Origin of the sequence: Streptomyces sp. NPDC059861 (genome assembly GCF_042731435.1) — a bacterium.
In the GTDB taxonomy this organism is placed as follows: domain Bacteria; phylum Actinomycetota; class Actinomycetes; order Streptomycetales; family Streptomycetaceae; genus Streptomyces.
In genome coordinates this window covers 16,237-34,478 of sequence record NZ_JBHWJQ010000014.1, presented here as the reverse complement: position 1 = coordinate 34,478, position 18,242 = coordinate 16,237, and the positions used below count along the sequence as shown (strand labels likewise).

Sequence of the window (18,242 nt, the reverse complement as noted above, 5' to 3'; positions counted from 1 at the left end):
CACCCGAGCCGCTCGCCTCACAGCGCCCGTCCCGCATACGCCCTGACATCCGCGTCTGAGTCCGTCGTGGCCGTGGCCAGGGCCGCGCGGGCCCCCGCTGCGGCGCGGTGGCGGGTGAGGGCCAGGACGGCGGCCTTGCGGACGTCGGCGTTCGGGTCGGCCAAGGCCTTGGCCAGAGCTGGGACGGCCAGGTCGGGATCCGCCGCCGACAGGGCGGTCGCGGCGCCGGACCTGACCTGCCAGGCCGGATCGGACAGGGCGGCCGTGGCGCGGACGGCGAGCGGTGCGGGGATGCCGGTGGTGCCCAGCGCTTCGTAGGCGGCGCCGCGCACGAGGGCGTCGGGGTCGTCGGTGAGGTCCGAGAGCGCCGAGAGGACCGCCTTGGCCTCGAAGAGGGGCCTGTTGTCGGCGTCGACATGGGTTTCGTCGGCGTCGGGGTGGGACGCATTGGTGTCGGGGTAGGGTCCGGCCGCGTCGAGGTGGGACCCGTCGGCGTCGAGGTGGGGTCCGTCCGCGTCGAAGTGGGGCTTCTCGGCGTCGAAGGGGGACGCATTGGCGTTGAGGCGCGACCCGGTGGGCTCGAAGTGGGCCTCGTCGGAGTCGACGCAGGCCCCGACGGAGCCCAGGAGGGTCGTGTCGGGGTCCAAGATGCTCCCGGCGGCGTCGGAACCGGACGGTGCGTCGCCGGCCAGGCGGCCCGCGGCCACGGTGGCCAGCCCCTTGGCGATCGTCACGCGGACCTCGCGGGACGGGTCGGCGGTCGCCGCGCGGGCCAGCACTCCGGCGGCGTCGACCGACACAAGGGCGCGGACAGCCTCCACTCGGACGGCGATGTCGGAGTCCGACAAGGCGTTCGCGAACAGGCCGGCGTCACCCAGGCGCAGGGCGCGCAGGACGTCCAGGGCGGCGGCCCGGACGGTCGTGTCGGGCTCGGCCAGCGCGGCGGCGAGACCGTCGCGCAGGGCGGGTTCGGGCGGCAGCGTCTCCACCAGTTCACGCAGGGACGCCGCGGCGGCGGCCCGCACCTCGGCGGCGGGGTCGCGCAACGCCTCGGCGAGGGCGGGACCGGTGCCCGGGGGCAGCGTCTCGGTCAGGACGGTGACGGCCTCGCGCCGGACGGCTGAGCCGGGGTCGGTCAAGTACGGACGCAGAGAGTCGAGTTCGGGCTGTTCCTCGGACAGGACGACCAGTTCGAGGAGGCGGGCGGCGGACCGCTCGGGGTCGGACGCCGCCGCGGGCTCCTCGGCGGCGTCCGGGGAGCGGGACGCGCTGCCACCGGAGCCGGGCGCCGAGTCCATGGCCGCGGAGTGCGCCGTGGCGGTCCCGGCTCGGGTCGCGACGGGCGCCACGTCCCGCCCGCCTGCCGTGGCCACGTCCTCGGCATGGACCTCGCCGAGGTGGCGGGAAGCACCGCCGACGGGGGCGAAGCCCTCGACCGGAACCACATAGGGAGCCACGGGACGGGCCGTGAACTCCATCGCACCGGAGGGGGACTTGTGCAGATCGAGGTGATGGAACCAGGACGCGTCGTCACGACGCGGGTGGTCGAGACGGTCGTGGTAGAGGCCCCAGCGGGACTCCGTGCGGGCCAGCGAGGCGCGCGCGGCCATCTCCGCGCAGTCGCGGATGAAGGTGACCTCGGCACAGCGCATCAGCTCGTGCGCGGTGCGCGCACCCATCGCGGTGATGTCGTCCCGCATCCGTTCGAACGATTCCAGGGCCAGCGACAGCCGTGCTCCGGACTTGGGCGGAGCCACGTAGTCGTTCACGAAGCGGCGCAGCTTGTACTCGACCTGGGTCTGCGGCGGGCCCTCGGGGTTGCGCAGCGGGCGGTAGATCAGCTCGTGCGCCTCGCGCAGCTGATCGGCCGGCAACTCTCCCTCGTACGGCGTGTACTGGGCGGCGTCCGCCCCGGCCAGGTCGCCGAAGACGAACGCGCCGATCATGTAGTTGTGTGGCACGCAGGCGAGGTCGCCGGCGGCGTACAGGCGGGGGACGGTCGTGCGGGCGTGGTCGTCGACCCGTACGCCCGAGGCCGAGTGGCCGCCGCACAGTCCGATCTCGGAGATGTGCATCTCGACGTCGTGGGTGCGGTAGTCGTGGCCGCGCCCGGAGTGGAAGGTGCTGCGCGTGGGGCGTTCGGTCGAGTGGAGGATCGACTCCAGGGCGGAGAGCGACTCCTCGGGGAGATGGCTCAGCTTGAGGTACACCGGGCCCCGGTCGCTCGCGACCTCCGCCGCGAACTCGGCCATCATCTGGCCGGACCAGTAGTCGGAGTCGACGAAGCGTTCGCCGTGGCGGTTGACCTGGTAGCCGCCGAAGGGGTTGGCGACGTAGGCGCAGGCGGGCCCGTTGTAGTCCTTGATCAGCGGGTTGATCTGGAAGCACTCGATGCCGGTGAGCTCGGCGCCCGCGTGGTAGGCCATGGCGTAGCCGTCACCGGCGTTGGTCGGGTTCTCGTAGGTGCCGTAGAGGTAGCCGGAGGCGGGCAGGCCGAGGCGGCCGCAAGCGCCGGTCGCGAGGATCACCGCGCCCGCCCGGACCGTGACGAACTGCCCGGTACGGGTGTTGAAGCCCGCCGCGCCCACCGCCCGGCCCCCGGCGGTGAGCACCCGCACCGGCATCACCCGGTTCTCGATCCGGATCCGCTCCCGCATCTCCCGCCGCCGCAACTGGCGGTACAGGACCTTCTTGACGTCCTTGCCCTCCGGCATCGGCAGTACGTAGGAGCCGGAGCGGTGCACCTGGCGGACCGCGTACTCGCCGTGCTCGTCCTTCTCGAACTTCACGCCGTACGACTCCAGCCGCTGCACCATGGCGAATCCGCGGGTGGCGGTCTGGCGGACGGTGGCCTGGTCGACGATGCCGTCGTTGGCGCGGGTGATCTCGGCGACGTAGTCGTCGGGCTCGGCGCGACCGGGGATGACCGCGTTGTTGACGCCGTCCATGCCCATGGCGAGCGCGCCGGAGTGGCGGACGTGGGCCTTCTCCAGGAGCAGCACGTTCGCGCCGCGCCCGGCGGCGGTGAGCGCGGCCATGGTGCCGGCCGTGCCACCGCCGATGACGAGGACGTCGCAGGTCAGCGCCTCTGCCGCGGCGAGCGCCGGGATCTGCAGAGGCTGCGCGGAGGTGTTCACCAGGATGCCTTTCAGGTGCCGAGCGAGGTGAGGACGTCGCGGCGCAGAGCCACGCGGGCCGGATGGTCGTGCGCCGTGCGGTCGCGGGGGCTCGGGATGTCGCGTACGGCGGTCAGCCGGCCGGAGCCGAGGAGCGCGACGCGGTCACCGAGGAACAGGGCCTCGTCCACGTCGTGGGTGACGAAGACGACAGTCGCTCCCGTGCCGCGCAGCACTTCGACCAGCAGGTCCTGCATCCCGGCGCGGGTCTGGGCGTCGAGGGCGCCGAAAGGCTCGTCCATCAGGACGGCGCGCGGGCGTGCGGCCAGCGCGCGGGCAAGTTGCGCGCGCTGGCGCTGGCCGCCCGAGACGCGGTGCGGCAACTGCCCCGTCTGCGCCGTGAGTCCGACCCGTTCCAGCCAGGCCAGGGCCTGCTCCCGCCGCGCGGCGCGCGGCACGCCCTGGACGGCGAGGGGCAGTTCGACGTTGGCGCGCAGCGTACGCCAGGGGAGGAGGGCGTCCTCCTGGAAGACCAGGGCACGGGCGGCCGACGGCCCGTCCAGCGGGCGCGCGCCCTCGGTGATCTCGCCTGCCAGCGGGGCCAGCAGTCCGGCCAGGGTGCGCAGCAGGGTCGACTTGCCGCAGCCCGAGGGGCCCACGACCGTGAGGATCTCGCCGGGTGTGACGTCCAGGTCGACATCGGTCAGGGCGGGGGCGTCGGGCCGGCCGAGCGTGGCGCCGCGCAGACCGAGCCGGGTGCCGCGGACGGCCGCCGACGGGGCGCCGGCCGCCGGGCCGACGGCGGTCTTCGTCTCAGACGAGGTGCTCATCGCGCCTCTCCTCGGGGTCGGGACCGGTGAGTACGGCGGCGGGGGCAGGCGGGGCGGATACGGCCGTGCGGGCGGGACGGGGCCGCGACCCGGGGTCGTAGGAGGTGCGCGGCAGCCAGCGGGTGAGGCGGCGCCCCAGCAGTTCCACGGCCGTGGAGGTGACCCAGCCGAGCACGCCGATGGTGACCATGCCGACGAACACGCCCGGGTAGTCGACGACCGTGTAGTCCTGCCAGGTGCGGTAGCCGACGCCGTACTGGCCGGAGATCATCTCGGCCGAGATCACGCAGATCCACGACACGCCGATGCCGACGGACAGGCCGCCGAAGACGCCGGGCAGGGCACCCGGCAGCACGACGGAGCCGAGGATCCGCCACCGGCCGCCGCCCATGGTGCGCACCGCCTCCTCCCACACCGGGGTCAGCGCGCGCACCGCGTGCCGTGTCGAGACCAGGACCGGAAAGAAGGCGGCGGCGCAGGTGATGAAGACGATGCCCTGTTCGTTGGAGGGGAAGAGGAGGATCGCGACGGGGACGAGGGCGATGGCGGGGATGGGGCGGACGACTTCCAGCAGCGGGCCGAGCAGGTCCTCGGCGAGCCGCGAGCGGGCCACGAGCACGCCCGTCGCCACGCCCAGGAAAGCGGCGAGGAGGAAGCCGGTGAGGATACGGGTGAGGCTGTCGGTGAGATCCCTCCAGTAGTCCGGGCCGGCCAGGCGGCCGGTGAAGGCGCGGGCCACGTCGGTGACCGTGGGGAACTGCGAGAAGCGGAGCCACAGGTCCACGTCGAGGCTGGTCAGCAGCTGCCAGAGACCGAGGGCGGCTGCCACCGAGCAGCCGCGCAGCGCGTACCGGGTCACGAGGCACGCTCCAGGGCATCGGCGTACGTGATGACCCGCGCGCCGCCGTGCCCGGCGACGTAGGCCCGCGCGGTCTCCGGGGCGACGAAGGGCAGCAGCTTGCCGCCGTCGGCCACCCACACCGCCTTGTCGGCGAACCACAGCGTGCCGGTGGTGGCGTCGGGGACGTACGCGGCGCGGACGCCGTCCCCGTGCCGCGAGACGTACCTCAGCAGCGCGGTAGGGGAGGTGAAGGTACTGGTCTCCTCGGCGCCCTTCGTCCACACCTCGCCGGCGGCCGGTGGGGGCGTGGCGGTGAGGCGTTCGGCGTAGGAGGCTCCGAGCGCCCTCTTCACGTACCGGTCGTCGACGAAGGCGTCCACGTCCACGTCGCCCGTCAGCTTCGCGGTCTTCAGCAGCGACACGTCCTGCTTCAGGGCGGAGACGAGCCGGGGTTTGACGGCCGGGTCGAAGGTGGCGATGCCGTGCGCGCCGTTGTAGAGGTAGACGACCTCGGCCGGTAGTCCGGTGGCCTTCGCGACCTTCTCGGCGGCGGCCACGGGGTGGTCGTCGAGGTATTCGGTCGCCTCCGCCTGGGCCTTGAGGAACGCCTCCAGCACGGCTGGACGCTGCTTCGCGAAGTCCTCGCGGGCGGTGACGCCGTGGAAGGTGGGCAGGTTCAGCTGCGCGCCGTCGTACAGGGCCTTCGCCTTGCCCTGGTGGGCGAGCAGGCCGGGCCAGGCGACGAACTGCGACAAGGCGTCCGCGCTGCCCGCCGCGAGGGCGGAGGCGCCCACGGCGGGTTGCTGGTTGAGTTTCTCGACATCCTTGCCGGGGTCGAGTCCGGCGCGTTGCAGGGCCCGTATGAGGGTGCCGTCGGCGGCGGAACCGATGCTGGTGGAGACCTTCTTGCCCTTCAGGTCCTTCAGCGAGGTCAGTTCGGAGTCCGGGGCGGTGACGATCGTGTTGAGGCCGCCGCGGAGGTTGTAACCGGTGACCGAGACCAGGCGGGTGGGGCGGTTCAGTTGCTGTCCGCGGGCCGCGTTGATGAGCAGCGGGAAGTCGCCCATCGAGCCGATGTCGATCTTCCCGGCGGTCATCTGGGCGGTGATCGGGGCGCCGGTGGCGTAGTCCTGCCAGTCCACCTTGTAGGTGACGCCGTCGCCGAGGGCGTTCAGCTGTTTCTCGAAGGAGCCGAGCGTGCGGAGCAGGGTGCCCGCGGTCACGGTGTTGACCGTCTTCGACTGGTAGCCGACGGTGACGGTGACCGTCGAGCCGTCACCGGCCCCGGCGCTGCCGCCGCAGGCCGGCAGTGATGTGAGCAGGAGAGCGGTGGACGCCGCGACTGCTGGGCGTTTCATGGGAGTCGGGCCTCTCACCGGAGCAGATAGGGCATGTTGACCGTGACGGCTCCGGTGGGGCAGCGGGCCGCGCACGGGCCGCAGTACCAGCACTCGTCGACGTGCATGTACGCCTTGCCGTTGCTCTCGTCGATGGCGAGGGAGTCCAGCGGGCACATGTCCACGCAGAGGGTGCAGTCGTCGATGCACTTCGACTCGTCGATGGTCACGGGCACGTCGGCCCGCTGGGGCGCCAAGGGCATGGCTGTCTCCAGGAAGGTCCTGCGAAGGGGCGGTTCGGGTCAGAGGGAGCGGTGCAGCAGGCCGCTCATCGTGATGTGGTCGCCGCGGAAGCGGATGAACTCCAGGTCGACCGGGCGGCCGTCGGCCAGGTGGGTGAGGCGTTCCAGCATCAGTACGGCAGCGCCGCGCGGGGCCTCCAGTACGGCGGCGGAGTGGGTGTCCGCGCTGACCGCCTCCAGGGTGATCTCGGCGTGGCCGAGCGGCTGGCCGGCGATGGCCTCCAGGAGGCGGAACACGTCGGTGTTCTCCAGGTCGGCGCCCGGCAGGCCGGTACCGATGTCGAGGGGGATGTAGGTGAGGTCGAGGGACAGCGGAAGGCCGTTCAGCCGGCGCAGACGCTCGATGTAGAGGACGTCGGTGCCGGGTGGGACCTTCAGGCGCTCGGCGACGGGCGCGGGTGCCGGGGCGGGGCCCATCGTGCGGACCTCGTTGGTCACTTGGCCGTGTTCACGCAGGGTCTCCGCGAGGCCCATCAGACGGTCCAGCCCGTGGGGGTACTTACGGGCCACGACCACGGTGCCGACGCCGGGTTGACGTGCCACGAGGCCTTCGGCGCGCAGCAGGTCGAGTGCCTGGCGAACGGTGTTGCGGGTGGCGCCGTACTCGGCGGCGAGGGTCGACTCGTGGGGGAGGGTGCCGTCGGGGAAGGCGCCGGAAAGGAGCTGGTGGCGGAGCAGATCAGCCAGTTGCCGGGCCCGGTCGGCGCGCAGCCGGCGCCGCGCGCGGTGGGCGGCGACGGTGGTCGCGCCCTGGCCGACGTGGTCCCGGATGCGGTCGGTGGGTGGCATGGCTCGAACCATACCGATCCGGTAGGGATGGGCGTGTTGCGGAAGTGTTGCGCCAGTCGCCGGAGTGGTAGAAGCGCTGATGAGCTGGAGCTTCGTGAGGGCGACGGCAAGATCTGCCACCCTGCCCGCAGCCGGGTGACCCTCCCGGGAGGGCGGGGGTGCCGCTACGACAATGCCGTCAGCCCGGGAGCGAAGGTGATCAGCAGGGGCAGCAGCGGCACCAGAGCCGCCGCGGTCGTCGTCAAGGCCCGGTGTCTGCGGTCGAGCCGGGCGGGCGGCTCCAGGAGGCGGTCCACGCGTTCGCCCAGCAGGCGGTGGCTGGAGGCGCAGGAGAGGACACCCCGGTGCTGGTTGAGTTCGATCAGGGCCAGCGCGGTGGTCAGGTGGCCGCAGCGGCGGGACGCCGTGTCGTCGGCGGAGAGTTCGACCAGGCGGTGGGTCTGGTCGCAGAAGTGGGTGAAGAGGGGGACGCGAGGGAAGCCGGTGGCGAGCGCGGTGGACAGGTGCAGCAGCCAGTCGTGACGGGCGCGGGCGTGGCCGCGTTCGTGGGTGAGGACGGCGTCGAGCTGGCGGTCGGTGAGACGGTGCAGCGCCCCGGTCGTGACGATCAGCTGGGGCGGGCTGCCCGGCATCCACCAGGCGTCGGGGTACTCGTCCTCCAGGACGAGCAGCGGCCCCCGGGCGGCGGGCAGACCGGCGGGCAGGTCGGGGGCGCGTTCCCGCAGATGTGCGCGGGCCTGGCCGCGGCGGCGCCTGGCCTCGAACAGCTCGCGCACGAGCATCGCCGTCGTCCACGCGGCACCGCAGGCCAGCAGCAGGGTCAGCGCGGCGGCCCAGGGCGGCGCCGCCGAGAGGTCGTAGGCGGCGGCCACGCGCGGCGGGGCGGGCGCGAAGACCTGGTCGCGCACCGTCTGGAAGACCGCCGCCGCGCCCAGGACCAGCGCGGTCAGACAGCACAGCAGGACGGTGGCGACCAGGCACTGCCACACCCACAGCCCGACGACGGGCTCCCGCTCGGGCCAGGCGGCGCGCACCAGCGTACGAGGGGCCGGTACGGCGGCCGCCAGAGCGACGACGCTCAGCAGGAGCAGGCAGACGGTCATGCCACGGGCTCCGGATCCTGGTCGGGAGTGGGGCGGCTTCGGGTCGGTGCTGGTCGGTGCGGTGCAGTGCGGTTCAGCGCAGTGTGGGCGGCCGACGCACCGTGGACCTCACGCCCGCGTCACGTGCTGCACGCCTCGCAAGCCCAGCCGCACGCACCCGCGTCACGCGCCACACGAGCCCGCGCCGCGCACCGCGCACACCGCCGCCAGTATGACGGTGACGGGCGGCCGGAGTCAGCGCCGAAGCCGTCGCTGTCGCGGAAACCTCACCCCGACACGACGCGTCCCGTGACCTCGCCGAGCCCCACGCGCACGCCGCCCGCGCCCGGAGCCCAGGCCGTCATCGTCACGACGTCGCCGTCCTCCAGGAACGTCCGCTTGCCGTCGGGCAGTTCGAGGGCGTCGCGGCCGTTCCAGGTCAGCTCCAGGAGTGAACCGCGTTCGCCCTCGCCCGGGCCGCTCACCGTGCCCGAGCCGTACAGGTCGCCGGTGCGCAGGGAGGCGCCGTTGACGGTCATGTGGGCGAGTTGCTGGGCCGCGGTCCAGTACATGGTGGAGAACGGGGGCTCCGCGACGACATGACCGTTGAGGGCGACGGAGATGCGCAGGTCGTAGCCGCCGGGCTCCTCCTCGGTGTCGTCCAGGTACGGCAGCAGGGGGTGGGTCCGCCCGGGCGGGGCCACCCTTGCCTCGTCCAGCGCGTCCAGCGGGGTGATCCACGCCGACACCGAGGTGGCGAAGGACTTGCCGAGGAACGGGCCGAGTGGGACGTACTCCCAGGCCTGGATGTCGCGGGCGGACCAGTCGTTGAGCAGGCACAGGCCGAACACGTGATCGCGGAAGCCGGACAGCGGCACGGGCGTGCCCATCGCCGAGGGGACGCCGACCACGAAGCCGACCTCGGCCTCGATGTCCAGTCGGACGGACGAACCGAAGACCGGCGCGGCGTCGGCCGGGGCCTTGCGCTGGCCGGAGGGGCGGATTACGTCGGTGCCGGAGACGACGACCGTGCCGGAGCGGCCGTGGTAACCGATCGGCAGATGCTTCCAGTTGGGCGTGAGGGAGTCCGCCGCGTCGGGGCGGAAGATCTGGCCGACGTTCCGGGCGTGGTTCTCGGAGGCGTAGAAGTCGACGTAGTCCGCGACCTCGAAGGGGAGGTGCAGGGTCACCGAGGCCAGGGGGTGCATCAGGGGCGCGAGGGACTCGCGGTGGGACGGCACGGTGACCCAGGCGGTCAGCGCGCGCCGGACGTCCGACCAGGTCGTGCGGCCCGCGGCGAGCAGCGGGTTGAGGGTCGGGCGGGCCAGCAGCTCGGCGTACGGGGAGCCGAGCGCCAGTGCGGCCGCGCCGGCGTCGAGGACGTGGTCGCCGAGGCGGACACCCACCGTCCGTTCGGCGGACCCGGCGGGTGAGAACACGCCGTACGGAAGGTTGTGCGGACCGAAGGGGTCGCCCTCGGGGACATCGAAGGGGGGCATGAGGTGCTGCCTCACTTTCGTACGCGCGGTCCATGCGGTCGCGGATCACGTTACGGCTGCGGCACCTGTCTTGGGCAGTGTCCGATAAGCGCGGAAGGTCCTGAATATCCCGAAAGGTCTATCGCGTCGACGCTTCGGAAACTCGTCCCGTCGATCCGTCACAACGACCGCCCCCGATCCGTCAGTGCGGTGAAAGCAAGCATCGCACCGGCCACTGACAACAGGAGGCGGCATCATGCAGGCACGGATGGCGAACCCGGCGTACGTCCTCCCGGGCGCGCTGAAGGGCATCGGGGCCCTCTTCCAGGCCATCGGGGAGAGCGGGCTGGACCAGGAGGTCGCGGAGCTCGTCGGGCTGCGGGTCAGTCAGATCAACGGCTGCGCCGCCTGCGTCCACGGACATGTGAACAATCTGCGCAAAGCGGGCGTGAGTGAGGAGCGCGTCGCCTCTATCGCCGCCTTGCGGCACGCGCCCTTCCACAGCGACGCCGTGCGCGCCGCGCTGACCCTCGCGGAGACGGTGACGCGGCTCGCGGACCGCTCGGAGGAGCCGGTTCCGGACGCGTTGTGGGACGAGGTCGCCGACCACTTCGACGAGAAGGAAGTGTCGGCGCTGATCCTGACCGTCGCGCTGACGAACATGTTCAACCGCGTCAACGCCACGATCAAGGAGCCGGCAGGCACCACGTGGGGGTGAAAAGCAGACAGTGGGAAGGTAGTTGGGAATGAACGGTGAGGGTGCGGTGTCCGTATTCTCTGATCATGGCCGCACCCACCGCATATGCCGCGCGCACCGAGTACGCGCGCACCGACTACGCCCTCATCGCCACCGACCTGGACGGAACGCTGCTCCGCGGCGACGACACGGTCTCCGACCGTTCGCTCGCCGCGCTCGCGCGGGTCTCGGCGGCCGGTGCCCGGCATCTGGTGGTGACCGGACGGCCGGCGCCGCGGGTGCGACCACTGCTGGAGGTCCTGGGCGGCGGGGGGCTCGCGGTGTGCGGGCAGGGCGCGCAGTTGTACGACGCCGGCGCGGACCGTCTGCTGTGGTCCGTCACGCTGGACCGGGAACTCGCGGAGACCGCGCTCGGCAAGATCGAGGCCGAGGTCGGCCAGGTGTACGCGGCCGTCGACCAGGACGGCGTCGACGGGCTCACCCTCATCGAGCCGGGGTATCTGATGCCGCACCCCACGTTGCCCGCGGTGCGCATCGATCGCCGCGACGACCTGTGGTGCGCGCCGATCAGCAAGGTGCTGCTGCGCCATCCGACGCTGTCCGACGACGAGTTGGCGGCGGTGGCCCGCATGGTGGTCGGCTCGCTCGCGACCGTCACCATGTCGGGGCCCGGGACGGTCGAGCTTCAGCCGTGCGGCGTCACCAAGGCGACGGGGCTGGCGCTGGCGGCACGGCATCTGGGCGTGAGTCCGGAACAGACCATCGCCTTCGGGGACATGCCCAACGACATCCCCATGTTCGACTGGGCCGCGCACGGCGTCGCCATGGCCAACGCCCACCCCGAGCTCAAGGCGGTGGCCGACGAGATCACCCTGTCGAACGAGGACGACGGCATCGCCGTCGTCCTCGAACGGTTGCTGGCCAGGACTCAGTACGCGCCGAAGACGTTGTCGATCGAGCCGTAGCGGTCGGCCGCGTAGTTGCAGGCGGCGGTGATGTTGGCGACCGGGTCGTACGGGTCGTACGCCGTGCCGGTCACGTGGTAGGCCGCGAAGGTGGGGTCGATGACCTGGAGCAGGCCCTTCGACGGGGTGCCCTTGGCGGCGTTGGAGTCCCAGTTGTTGATGGCGTTCGGGTTGCCGGACGACTCGCGCATGATGTTGCGGTGGATGCCGTTGTACGAGCCCGGGATCCCCTGCTGCGCCATGATGTCGAGCGACTGGCGGATCCAGCCGTCGAGGTTGTTCGGGTACGCCGTGACGGAGCTGACGGCCGTGGGCGTGGCGGCGGACGCGGTGGTCGCGCCGATGAGCGGCAGGGCGAGCAGGGCGGCGCCGGTGCCGGCGACGGCGAGCTTGCGAGCGATGCGGGCAGTACTGGTACGGCTCTGCTGACCGTTTGCAGTCATGGGGACTGTCCTCTCCGGTGCCTGCGAGGTGAGCTGTCGGGTTCGGGTTGGGAGGTGCCCGGCCGCCCTCTTGCGAGTGCGACTTCACCCCGAGCCGTTCCGGTGTGCCGTGGTGTGCGGCGTCCGGTCCGGCGGCTTACCTGGGTCCCCCGCTCCTGCCGTGCGGTGAGTGAGTCCGTCATGGGTGGCGCGGGCGGCGGCAGGATTCGGCGTTCCGCCCGACAGGCCGGGAACGTATGCGAGAGCACATGTCCGAAACAAGTGGTGGTTTCACATATCGCGGTATTTGATCTTCGAATCGCCTGTTTGCCGCCCTTGATCCTTTGCGGTCGAAAAGAGTCAACTCGGCCATGCGTCAAGGCGGATCGTCGCGTCCATGCAAGGGACTCGTGAAGGGGTGCGAGTGAGCCAACTCACGTGCGTGCAGAAGGATGGCAAATCGGGCAATAAGCCCAAGTCCTAGTTAACTGGCGGCCCGTGGAATGCGCTTCTCCCAGGTGCGGTGGAAGACCACCTCGGCACCGGAGGTGCAAATCACCTCATTTGAGGCCAAAAAGTCCTCTGCGGTGCAGGCGATCTCCGACTGCGTACGGATCGTGGTGTCCCAGGCGAGCTCCGGGCGGTGCAGCCGGATCGTCCAGTCCGAGCGGGCGCGGGCGGACAGCGGATCGTCCTCGCGGATGGCGTACGCCTCCAGCGCCTCCTCGGTGAGCTCCAGCCCGTCCGGGTACACGCGCGTGCCGCCGTGGCGTGGTTGGTCGACCTCCAGCCGCCACTCGCCCTTGGCGACGTCGCGCACGACCAGTCGCCCGGGGCGCGGTTCGTCGAGGGTGGCCGGGTGGGCGACGCCGAGCGGTTCGGACTGCTCCGGCTCCTCCAAGGTGAGCGGCGGGACCGTCGCACACGCGCGTACCGGCAGTTCGAGAGCGCTGCCGGACGGGTCCAGGGTGAAGCCGGCCGCGGAGTCCGGCTGGGGCCAGATCCAGGGCCAGTACGCGGAGGCGAGCGAGAGGCGGATGCGGTGGCCGGGCGGGAAGGCGTACCCGATGCCGCTGAGCTCGAAGGTGACGTCCTCGGTGGCCCCCGGGGTCCACGGCACGACCCGGTCGCGTCCCTCGCGCGCGGAGAGGTCCATCACCCCCCGCGTCACCAGCGTCGAAGAGCTGTCCGGCGCCACGTCGCAGACGCGCGCGACCACCTGCCCGCTCGGCACCTCCGAAGCCAGCCGCAGTCGCACCCGCGGCCGCCCCAGCACCCACGTCTCCTCCGGCACCGCGAACTCGAAGCTCGCCCCGCGCGCGTCCTCCTCCCGTTGGTCCGGCGGCAGGTCGGCCTCGTTGCCGATCGGGAGGAAGCGCCCCGCGTCGACGCCCGTGTGCTGGGGTGACCGGACGAGTACGGGCTCGCCCCGGAGGGCGTACGTGGCCGTCGTCACGTGGGGTGAGGGCCAGGCGGGCTCACCGACCCAGCGGCCGGGCAGCGTCTCGTACCCCGTCGCCGGGGGATGCGCGTCCATGACGTACGAGCGCAACAGGGGCTCGGACATCACGCCGGTGTCCCTGCCCTTCAGCCAGTGGTCCCACCAGCGCAGGGTCTCCTGGAGGAAGCCGATCGCCGGGCCGGGCGGCAAGGCGCGGTCGGGGTAGTGGTGCGACCAGGGCCCGATCAGGCCGCGGACGCGGTCGGACGGGAGGTGCTCGACCAGACGGAGCACGGTGTCGCGGTACGGGTCGTGCCAGCCGCCCACCGCGAGCACGGCGGCGTCGACGGCGCCGTGGTCCTCGCGGACGCGGTCGTGCCGCCGGTGGTGGTCGCGCACCTGGTGGTCGAGCCAGGTGTGGACGAAGGGCTCGACCTCTTCGAGGCGCCGCAGCCACATGTCCCGCCAGGCGTCGCCGACGTACCGCGGATCGGGCGGGCGGCAGACGAAGGCGAGCATGGTCGCCGCCCACGCGTGCATGTCCACCGCGAGAACGGAACCTCCCATGTGGTGCGCGTCGTTGTCGTAACGGTCGCCCGGGGAGCAGACGGTGACGATCGCCTTGAGCGGTTCGGGAGCGAGCGCCGCGATCCGGAGGGAGTTGAAGCCGCCCCAGGAGATGCCGAACATGCCCACCTTGCCGTCGCACCACGCTTGCGCGGCCAGCCAGTGCACCACCTCGACACCGTCCGCCAGCTCCGTCGCCGAGTACTCGTCCGTCGGCATGCCCTCGCTGTTGCCGTGCCCGCGCACGTCGACGCGGACGGAGGCGTAGCCGTGGCCGGCGTACCAGGGGTGACGCTGGTGGTCGCGGGGCGCGGTCCAGTCGGTGAGGCGGTACGGGAGGTACTCCAGAAGGGCCGGTACGGGCTCGTCGGTGATCGGGCGCCATACGCGCGCGTACAACCGGCTTCCGTCGGGCAGCGGGATACGGAGGTCCTCGTGAGTCGTCTCGTAGGGGAAGGACGTACGGATGTGCATGAGCGTGACCCCAGGTACGGCTTCAGTGGACCGGGTGCTTCGTGCGGCGCGGCCGGCGCGCGGCGGCCGTCACCGCCGGGCCGGCGGTGCGGCGCGTCGCCCGCGGCGTGCTCGCGGACTCCGCCATGTGCTCGCGTCCGGCCAGGTGACGACGGCCGGTGGCGTACCGGGCCAGGCTCTCGGGGCCGGTGTCGACGGCGGTGCGGAGCAAGGGGCACCTCTTCCGGCTAAGTCGATAAATACGTGCTCATATCAGGTGATCAAAAACATACCCGCCGTGATCCGATACCGCCTGAGGTGTAACGGTGGGCGGCCTCGGTGATCGAAACGTGACCGGATACGCTGACTTGAGTGAAGGCAGCGACCTATCGACATTCCGCGTAATCGCCAGTGGACACCAGCAGACAGGAGACCCCTCGTGACCGTCGTCGGGCCGTTCGGGCTGAGCGTGCGGGACCAGGCTCTGGAAGCCGATGTCCAGGCCGGATTGGCTGCTGTCGAGGAAGGGTTGCTCGAAGCCACCAAGAGCGAGGTCCCGTTCATCACGGAGGCCGCGCAGCATCTGGTGCGGGCCGGCGGGAAGCGGTTCCGGCCGCTGCTCGTGATGCTGGCCGCCCGGTTCGGTGACCCGTACGCACCCGGAATCGTGCCCTCCGCCGTGGTCGTGGAGCTGACGCACCTCGCGACGCTCTACCACGACGACGTGATGGACGAGGCCGAGGTACGGCGCGGGGTGCCGAGCGCGAACGTCCGCTGGGGCAACTCCGTCGCCGTCCTCACCGGTGACTTCCTGTTCGCCCGCGCCTCGCACATCCTGGCCGACCTCGGACCCGAGGCGGTACGGGTGCAGGCCGAGGCGTTCGAACGGCTGGTGACCGGTCAGATCCTGGAGACCGCGGGCCCGTCGGACGGGCGGGACCCGGTCGAGCACTACCTCGACGTGCTGGCCGGCAAGACGGGATCGCTGGTGGCGGTGTCGTGCCGGTTCGGCGCGCTGATGTCCGGAGCCGACGAGTCGGTGGTGGACGTGCTCACCCAGTACGGGGAGCGCCTCGGCGTCGCCTTCCAGCTCGCGGACGACGTGCTGGACATCGCCTCCGACTCGCACGAGTCGGGCAAGACGCCGGGCACGGACCTCCGGGAGGGCATCCCGACGATGCCCGTGCTGCGGCTGCGCGAGCGGGCCGCCCGGCTGGGCCTGGCGGAGGACGTCGCGCTGTGCGAGCTGCTCGCCTCCGACCTCACCGACGACGCGCGGCACGCGGAGGCGCTGGCCGCGCTGCGGGTGCATCCGGCGCTGGAGCAGGCGCGGCGCGACACCGTGCGGTTCGCGGAGGAGGCGCGGGCGGCGCTCGCCCCGCTGCCCGAGTGCGACGCGAAGGCGGCGCTGACGGAGCTGTGCGACGCCGTGGTGCACCGGGCCGGATAGCGGTCCGGCCCGTTCGGCCGTCCGGGCGTCGAGGGCCGGTTGTCCGGCCCTCGTGACCCCCGTAGTACTCGTGACTCCCCCTCGTACCCCTACGGGTCGGGGGAGAAGCCGTCGTGTCGTGTCATACCCCAGCAGTACGCGGAGTTGGCTCCCGGGTCTGACGCATCTTGCCGTCCGGTTTGGTCAGATGGAGAACAAGGAACACACCACTCCTCACCGATCCGGGTGAGAATGGCGGCTCAGGGTGGGACCCCTGCGAGGACGCGACGAGGCAGCCGCCGCCGACGACGGAGGTAAGGCACACATGGCACCGTACGAATCCGACGACACCACGGCCGTGGCCGACGCGGACGAACTGCGCGCGGCACGGCGGCGCAAGGCCGCACGGTACGTCGTCCCGGCGGCGGTCCTGGGATTGGCGGCGGGCACCATCGGGCTCGTCCCCGCGCTGGCCGACTCCGGCAGCCCCGACCTGCCGAAGATCACCGCGGAGGAGCTCATAGAGAAGATCGCCGCGTCGGACGTGCAGCAGCTGTCCGGCACGGTGAAGATCAGCACCGATCTGGGACTGCCCGACCTGGGCGGCCTGGAGGGTGACCTGATGTCCGGCGCGACCCCCTCCGGCGGTGAGGGTTCCTCCGCCGACCCGTCGGCCAAGCTGACCGAGCTGGCCACCGGCACGCACACCCTGCGCGTCGCCGCCGACGGCCCCGACAAGCAGAAGCTGTCGCTGCTGGAGAACGCCGCCGAGTACAGCATGATCCACAACGGCAAGGACGTCTGGGGCTACGACAGCGCGTCCAACGAGGTCTACCACGGCACCGCGGACGAGGGCACCGAGCGGGGCGCGGAAGAGACTCCGGCCACGCCCAAGGGGCTGACCGAGGAGGCGCTGAAGGCGGTCGACGACACCACGTCCGTGACCGTCGACGGCACCGCCCAGGTGGCCGGCCGTGACGCCTACAAGCTGCTCATCGAGCCGAAGCAGTCCGGTTCCACGGTGGGCGCGATCAGCGTGGCGGTGGACGCGAGGACCGGGATGCCGCTGAAGTTCACGCTGACCCCGGCGAGCGGTGGCTCCGCCGTGGTGGACGCGGGCTTCACGCAGGTCAGCTTCGCCAAGCCCGCCGCGTCGACCTTCGACTTCACCCCGCCCAAGGGTGCGAAGGTGACCGAGGAGGACAGCGTGGAGGCGCCGGAGCACTCCTCGCAGCGGCCCGAGGAGGAGGAGCTTGCCAAGGGCCTCGAAGGACTGAACGTCATCGGCGAGGGCTGGACCTCCGTCGCCGTCCTCGACTCCGGGGCCGAGGGCGCGGCCTCCGGTGCCGGCCGCGGTGACACGGGCGAGCTGGGCGCCGCGGGCGGCTTCCTCGGTTCCCTGGGCGACGAGGTGAACGGCAAGTTCGGCTCGGGCACGGTCTTCAAGACCCGCCTGGTCAACGCGCTGATCACGGACGACGGCAAGGTCTACGTCGGCGCGGTCACCAAGGACGCGCTGGTGAAGGCGGCCGACTCCGCGAAGTAGGCAGGGGCTGAGCGCCGGCTCCGGGACATGATCCCGGGGCCGGTGTCCGGGCGTGGGCTCGGTACGCGTACGACGCATCGGGGGGCCGCATGGACGACACGTCCGTCACGGGTTCGCCGCGGGAGACCGCGGGGGAGGGCATCATCCACACCCGCGCGCTCACCAAGCGCTACCGCGGCGGACAGCTCGCCGTCGACGGTCTCGACCTGGCCGTCCCGGCGAGCAGCGTCTTCGGCTTCCTCGGTCCGAACGGCTCCGGCAGGACCACCACCATCCGCATGCTGATGGGCCTGATCGAGCCCACGTCGGGCACGGCGCACGTGCTGGGGCGCCCCATGCCCCGCGCCACGCGTGCCGTGCTCCCGCACGTGGGCGCCCTCATCGAGGGTCCCGCCCTGTACGGCTTCCTCTCCGGCCGCGACAACCTCGTGCGCTACGACTCCGCCGACCCGTCCGCCGACCCCGCACCCGGCGTGCCCGTGTCGCGGCGGCGCTGGACCGGGTCGGTCTGGCGGCGGCCTCGGGCAAGAAGACGAAGGCCTACTCGCTCGGTATGAATCAGCGGCTGGGCCTCGCGGCCGCCCTGCTCCAGCCGCGCCGCCTGCTCGTCCTGGACGAACCGACCAACGGGCTCGACCCGCAGGGCATGCGCGAAATCCGCGCCCTCGTCCGGGAGCTGGCCTCCGACGGCACGACCGTGTTCCTCTCCTCCCACCTGCTCGACGAGATCGAGCAGGTCTGCACACACGCGGCGGTGATGGCGCGGGGCCGGCTGATCGCCCAGGGCGCGGTGGCGGACCTGGCGGCGGGCACGCGGGGCCGGCTGGTGGTGACCACACCGGACACCGGGGACGCGGCCCGGGTGCTGAAGGAGCGCGGCGTCGGCGATCTCGCGGACACCGAGGACCGGGTGACGGGGGAGCCGCCGGAGGGGGAACTCGCGGAGC

15 protein-coding genes, 1 pseudogene and 1 riboswitch are annotated in these 18,242 nt (G+C 72.0%); of the genes and pseudogenes, 5 read left to right on the top strand and 11 right to left on the bottom strand.

Features of this window, described 5'->3' with window-relative positions:
• Positions 1 to 17: 17 nt before the first annotated feature.
• From ACFV6X_RS14945 to fahA, 8 genes are all read right to left on the bottom strand, one after another.
• Positions 18 to 3,116, bottom strand: coding sequence for a fumarate reductase/succinate dehydrogenase flavoprotein subunit (locus ACFV6X_RS14945; RefSeq protein WP_385383072.1), 3,099 nt, complete (start codon positions 3,114 to 3,116; stop codon positions 18 to 20).
• A gap of 32 nt (positions 3,117 to 3,148) precedes the next feature.
• Positions 3,149 to 3,946: an ABC transporter ATP-binding protein gene (locus tag ACFV6X_RS14940; RefSeq protein WP_385382780.1), complete on the bottom strand. Its 798-nt coding sequence runs from the start codon at positions 3,944 to 3,946 to the stop codon at positions 3,149 to 3,151.
• On the bottom strand, positions 3,930 to 4,805 hold the full coding sequence (locus ACFV6X_RS14935; protein ID WP_385382778.1) for an ABC transporter permease: 876 nt from the start codon (positions 4,803 to 4,805) through the stop codon (positions 3,930 to 3,932). The genes ACFV6X_RS14940 and ACFV6X_RS14935 overlap by 17 nt, the downstream gene beginning before the upstream one ends.
• Entirely contained in the window at positions 4,802 to 6,145 is a 1,344-nt protein-coding gene (locus tag ACFV6X_RS14930) for an ABC transporter substrate-binding protein (protein ID WP_385382775.1), read from the bottom strand. Before ACFV6X_RS14930 ends, ACFV6X_RS14935 begins: the two co-directional genes overlap by 4 nt.
• A 14-nt stretch (positions 6,146 to 6,159) precedes the next feature.
• Entirely contained in the window at positions 6,160 to 6,387 is a 228-nt protein-coding gene (locus tag ACFV6X_RS14925; RefSeq protein ID WP_385382772.1) for a ferredoxin family protein, read from the bottom strand.
• 39 nt (positions 6,388 to 6,426) lie between these two features.
• Complete coding sequence (locus ACFV6X_RS14920; RefSeq protein ID WP_385382769.1) at positions 6,427 to 7,215, bottom strand: GntR family transcriptional regulator; 789 nt, start codon at positions 7,213 to 7,215, stop codon at positions 6,427 to 6,429.
• A 164-nt stretch (positions 7,216 to 7,379) separates the two neighbouring features.
• A complete protein-coding gene (locus ACFV6X_RS14915; protein ID WP_385382766.1) occupies positions 7,380 to 8,318 on the bottom strand; it encodes a M56 family metallopeptidase in 939 nt (312 codons plus the stop codon).
• Between the two features lie 266 nt (positions 8,319 to 8,584).
• The gene (fahA, locus tag ACFV6X_RS14910) at positions 8,585 to 9,796 is read right to left on the bottom strand and encodes a fumarylacetoacetase (protein WP_385382763.1); all 1,212 of its coding nucleotides are present in this window, start codon (positions 9,794 to 9,796) and stop codon (positions 8,585 to 8,587) included.
• Positions 9,797 to 10,031: 235 nt separating this feature from the next.
• On the opposite strand from fahA, the gene ACFV6X_RS14905 reads away from it, so the two are divergent.
• Both ACFV6X_RS14905 and ACFV6X_RS14900 read left to right on the top strand, forming a co-directional pair.
• Entirely contained in the window at positions 10,032 to 10,493 is a 462-nt protein-coding gene (locus ACFV6X_RS14905) for a carboxymuconolactone decarboxylase family protein (RefSeq protein ID WP_385382760.1), read from the top strand.
• Between the two features lie 65 nt (positions 10,494 to 10,558).
• Entirely contained in the window at positions 10,559 to 11,437 is an 879-nt protein-coding gene (locus tag ACFV6X_RS14900; RefSeq protein ID WP_385382757.1) for an HAD family hydrolase, read from the top strand.
• On the opposite strand, the gene ACFV6X_RS14895 is transcribed toward ACFV6X_RS14900, so the two are convergent.
• From ACFV6X_RS14895 to ACFV6X_RS14885, 3 genes are all read right to left on the bottom strand, one after another.
• Positions 11,401 to 11,880 (bottom strand): transglycosylase SLT domain-containing protein, encoded by a 480-nt coding sequence (locus ACFV6X_RS14895; protein ID WP_385382754.1) that lies wholly within the window; start codon positions 11,878 to 11,880, stop codon positions 11,401 to 11,403. The two genes, ACFV6X_RS14900 and ACFV6X_RS14895, sit on opposite strands and share 37 nt — an antisense overlap.
• A gap of 3 nt (positions 11,881 to 11,883) precedes the next feature.
• A riboswitch (cyclic di-AMP (ydaO/yuaA leader) is annotated at positions 11,884 to 12,066 on the bottom strand.
• A 277-nt stretch (positions 12,067 to 12,343) separates the two neighbouring features.
• Entirely contained in the window at positions 12,344 to 14,341 is a 1,998-nt protein-coding gene (locus ACFV6X_RS14890; protein WP_385382751.1) for a CocE/NonD family hydrolase, read from the bottom strand.
• Positions 14,342 to 14,363: 22 nt separating this feature from the next.
• Positions 14,364 to 14,552 carry a hypothetical protein gene (locus ACFV6X_RS14885; protein WP_385382749.1) on the bottom strand — a complete coding sequence of 63 codons (189 nt, stop codon included), beginning with the start codon at positions 14,550 to 14,552 and terminating at the stop codon, positions 14,364 to 14,366.
• Between the two features lie 207 nt (positions 14,553 to 14,759).
• On the opposite strand from ACFV6X_RS14885, the gene ACFV6X_RS14880 reads away from it, so the two are divergent.
• The 3 genes and pseudogenes from ACFV6X_RS14880 to ACFV6X_RS14870 form a co-directional block, all read left to right on the top strand.
• Positions 14,760 to 15,770, top strand: coding sequence for a polyprenyl synthetase family protein (locus ACFV6X_RS14880; protein WP_365446552.1), 1,011 nt, complete (start codon positions 14,760 to 14,762; stop codon positions 15,768 to 15,770).
• A gap of 304 nt (positions 15,771 to 16,074) precedes the next feature.
• Complete coding sequence (locus ACFV6X_RS14875; RefSeq protein WP_385382746.1) at positions 16,075 to 17,295, top strand: outer membrane lipoprotein carrier protein LolA; 1,221 nt, start codon at positions 16,075 to 16,077, stop codon at positions 17,293 to 17,295.
• 89 nt (positions 17,296 to 17,384) lie between these two features.
• Positions 17,385 to 18,241: pseudogene (locus ACFV6X_RS14870) on the top strand (ABC transporter ATP-binding protein); the annotation flags it as partial.
• Position 18,242: the final 1 nt, after the last annotated feature.